The 4,148-nt window shown below is 59.4% G+C and carries 4 protein-coding genes; all 4 read right to left on the bottom strand.

What is annotated here, in order from left to right; translation table 11 throughout:
• Positions 1 to 595: enolase C-terminal domain-like protein (locus tag GXH28_RS15195; RefSeq protein ID WP_304515803.1), on the bottom strand; the 595-nt coding region annotated here is incomplete at its 3' end.
• Between the two features lie 109 nt (positions 596 to 704).
• Positions 705 to 1,610: a carbohydrate ABC transporter permease gene (locus GXH28_RS15190; RefSeq protein ID WP_240550447.1), complete on the bottom strand. Its 906-nt coding sequence runs from the start codon at positions 1,608 to 1,610 to the stop codon at positions 705 to 707.
• Positions 1,607 to 2,539 (bottom strand): carbohydrate ABC transporter permease, encoded by a 933-nt coding sequence (locus tag GXH28_RS15185; RefSeq protein ID WP_169239864.1) that lies wholly within the window; start codon positions 2,537 to 2,539, stop codon positions 1,607 to 1,609. The genes GXH28_RS15190 and GXH28_RS15185 overlap by 4 nt, the downstream gene beginning before the upstream one ends.
• 57 nt (positions 2,540 to 2,596) lie before the next feature.
• Entirely contained in the window at positions 2,597 to 3,958 is a 1,362-nt protein-coding gene (locus GXH28_RS15180) for an ABC transporter substrate-binding protein (RefSeq protein ID WP_169239863.1), read from the bottom strand.
• Positions 3,959 to 4,148: the final 190 nt, after the last annotated feature.

Below are 4,148 nucleotides of genomic sequence, written 5' to 3'. Positions count from 1 at the left end.
CGAATGTGCCCGAAGCGTCCACGCCGATGAGGGCGTCTTTGCCCACCACCTCGCGCATGGCGCGCACGCGCTGCACGTCCAGGTCGCGATCTTCGCCGATGGGTAGCTTGAAGCCGGTGTAACCCGCAGCGGCCAGCGCCTCGGCGTCGCGGCGCACCTTGCCGACCGGGTCGTCGGGCTGGTAGTAGCCGGCGATGGCGATGCACGGAACCTCGTGCTGTTCTCCGCCGAGCAGCTTCCAGATCGGCACGCCTATCAGCTTAGCGTGTAGGTCCCACAGAGCGAGGTCCACGATGGACAGCGCGCGTGCGAATGCGCCACCCTCGCCGATCATGCGCATGGCACGTCGCGCAGCCTCCCAAGTTGGGCGGATGGCGTGCGCGGGCCGGCCGACGACGAGCGGCTTGAGGTGGCGTCCGATGATCTCGACGATGCCGGCGACGCGGCCCAGGCCGTAGCCGATGCCGGTCTGCCCGCCGGCCTGCGCGCGGGCGAAGACGAACTCGCGCTCGGTGATCACCCTGCCCCACACGAACAGCGGCTCCGGCAGCGGGACGACGACGCGGAAGGCCTCCAGCGATTCGACGAGGTGCATGGGTGCTATTGTGCGCTAAACCGGGAAAGGCGCAGGAGTGCGCCCGACCATCTCAAGCGCGTCCTGCAAGCGCGAGTAGGGAAATGGCTCGCGCCGGCGATGGACAGGTCTAGCGGTTGATGCCGGTGAGGGTAATGCCCTGAACGAAGTAGCGCTGGGCGACGAAGAACACGATGATCATCGGAATGGTCATTAAGAATGCGATGGCCATCATGTATTGGATTTCCGATCCGAACTGGCTGTTGAACAAATTGATGCCTAATGCGAGCGTGTAGTTGTCACGGCCGGTGAGGTAGATCAGCGGCGCGTAGAAATCGTTCCACGTCGCTTGAAACGTGAAGATACCCACGGTGAGCAGCGCCGGCATGGACAACGGCAAAAAGATGCGATACCAAATCTGTAGGCGGTTTGCGCCATCCATGTACGCGGCGTCTTCCAGCTCGGCCGGAATGCCCATGAAGAATTGGCGTAGAAGGAAGATGTTGAGTGCCCCGCCGCCGAACCAAGCGGGGATGATCAGTGGGTTGAACGTGTTGAGCCAGCCGATGCGATAGAAGAGGATGTAGAGCGGAATGAGTGTGACCTGCGGCGGGAGCATGACCGAAGCCAGCGTGGCTGCGAACCAGAATCCCCGTCCTGGAAAGCGGATGCGTGCGAAGCCATACGCGCATAGCGACGATGTGAGCACGACACCGGTGACGACGGTGAGCGAAATCCACAATGTGTTGAGCGTCCAGCGCGTGAACTGCATGCCGGGGTAGTTCCACGCTTTGATGAAGTTGTCCAGCCGGGGCGTCTGCGGAATGATGGTCGGCGGAAATAGCATGGCCTCTTGCGGCGTCTTGATCGCGGTCAGCATCATCCATGCCAATGGCAACAGGAAGATGAACGACATCATCGTGAGCGCGGCATAGACGGAAACAGCACGTAAGCCGCGCAGCAATTTGCGACGTCGTGCATAGGATGCAGCGCTCGAGTGCGCTGTTGTGCGCATCGGCTTGTGCAGCGTCGTCATCGTTTCACCTCGTAGTGCACCCAGGCGTCGGAGGATCGGAACAGAATATAGGTGAGCACGATGATGATGATGAACAGCAGCCAGGCCATGGCCGAAGCTAAGCCCATGAACTGCCACCGGAACGCCTTTTCATATAGGTTCAAGTTGTAGAAATACGTCGCGAACAACGGGCCGCCCCGGGTGAGGATGAAAGCCGGCGCGAAGTACTGGAAGGCTGAAATGATGCCGGTGATGAGCAGGAAGAAGATCGTCGGTGAGAGTTGGGGTAGGGTGATATGCCAGAATGTGCGCCATTCGTTGGCGCCGTCAATTTTGGCGGCTTCGTACAGCGATTCGGGAATGCCCTGCAAACCAGCTAGAAAGACCACCATAGAGCCACCAATTCCCCAGACGCTTAGCATGATCAACGTCGGTAGCGCCGTGTTCGGTTCGGAAAGCCATGTGCCGGGCGGTAAACCGAGCAGCTTGAGCGTTGCATTGACCAAGCCGAGCGATGGATTCAACAACCAACCCCATACGAACACTGTAGCGACGAGTGGCACGACGGTGGGGATATATAGCGCGGTGCGAAAGTAACGCATACCGCGTAGCCTTTGGTTCAGCAACAGGGCTGCGCCCAGCGCGGTCACCAGGATGAGCGGCACGGAGCATACGGCGTAGATTACCGTGATCCACAACGAATGCATTACCCGTAGCGGCGCGCGCGTGAACATATCTACATAGTTGCGCAGGCCGACCCACATCGGGGCTTGAAGGATGCTGTATTCCGTGAAGCTGATATATAGCGAAGCGATCATTGGCCCGAAGACGAACAGAATCAGGCCCAGCACGACCGGCATGATGAATGCATAGCCTTGAATCGCCTCGCGCCAGTAGAGCTTGCTACGACGTGTCCGGCGCGTGTTTGGTGCTGTCGGTTGTGTGACCATCTCCCCTCGAGCGAAGCCCTCACAGGGTTCGAACCCTGTGAGGGCTGAAAGCGAACGCTACTGCGCGGTATCCAGGCAGGACTGAATCTCTGCGTCGGCATCCTTGAAGGCTTGTTCGACCGTCTTGACGCCGCGAATAGATTCTTCGAGCGCCGTCCGGATGGTTTGGTTGATCAAGCCGGCGTACAGGCTGCCGCACTTGGGCGGGTAGCCGTTGGGCGGGAAGATGCCGATTTCGCCGCCTTTGAGGAAGGCTTTGATGTTCTGCGGCGGCGGCTGCAGGCGCTCATACACCGGATCGTCTGCCATGGACTTGAGGAACGGCACACCGATGTAGTTCGTCAGGCTGAGGCGCTGGCCGGTGGGCGAAGCCAGGAACTTGATCAGCTCCCAGGCTGCCTGCGGGTTTTTGCTGTCTTTGCTGATGCCATAGCCATACGTGCCCATGCCGGTGACGCGCTTCTTGGGCAGCGCGGGCATCTGCACCACATCCCAGGTGAAGTCGGTGATCTTCTCGCGGAAGGTCTTCATCAAGCCTGGGATCATGAAGTAGGTGGCGCACTTGCCGGCGATGAAGCAACCGTCGCGTCCGCTAGGCAGTTGCTCACCGATGGGGATGGTCACCTTGTGCTTGGTCCACAAGTCCACGTAGGCCTGGATGCCGGCGAGCGACTCGGGCGAGCTGAACGTCGAGGTCTTGAAGTCTTCGCTCACCGGATACCCGCCGTGGCCGACGATCCACGGGATGAAGTAAGCCCACCAATCCCAGCCCTCGGTGCCGCCGTTGCCGACGCAGTACACGCCGGGGTTCTTCTCCTGCACAACCTTGCAGGCCGTGATCAGGTCATCCCAGGTCCATTCGTCTGTTGGCACGGGCGCGCCTGACTTCTCGAACAGGTCTTTGTTGTAGTACATCTGCACGCTGTCCCATGACGCCGGGATCATGTACGTGCCGGGCTTGCCGGGCACCTGGCCCAGGGCGAGGATGTTCGGATAGATGTCGTCGAAGCTGAACGATTCGTCAGCTTTGTCGAATTGTTCGAGGTCGAGGAGCACGCCGGCGTTTACGAATGGCACGGTGAACAGATCGGCCGAAAAGACCACGTCCGGCAGGTTGCCTGCGGCAGCCTGAGCGAAGATGCCTTCGGCGTAGTCTCCCTGCGCGCAGTCCACCTTGACGTCTATGTTTGGATACTTGGCGCCGAAGGCCGCGAGCATCAGGTCAGTGACGGCCATAGACGAAGGAAAGCAGACGTTCAAGTAGGTGAGCTGGAACTTTGCATTGGGGTCTATCGCGCCGGCGCCGGGTGCCGCAGTGACGACGACCTCTTTGGTCACCTCGACGGTCTTAACAATCGTCTGAGGCTGGCAGGCGGCGAGGACAAGGCTGGCGATAACAACCAGAGCGAGAACCAGCATTGACTTTTGCTTCATGTCCTATCTCCGCCTACAGGATTTGGATTGAAAGATTTTTTCGGGCTTCAAGACGCCCGATAGCGGAAAAATGGTTGCGCAACACCATGCTGGACTGGCTGCCAACCATCTTCTCCCAAAAGAATGTTGAACTGAACGACTTTCTGGAAAGTTTCCATAAAGGGTGAGATTTTTA

The sequence above is a fragment of the Candidatus Roseilinea sp. NK_OTU-006 genome (assembly GCF_012931985.1).
GTDB lineage: Bacteria > Chloroflexota > Anaerolineae > J036 > Brachytrichaceae > JAAFGM01.
This window is presented reverse-complemented; position numbering and strand designations above follow the sequence as displayed.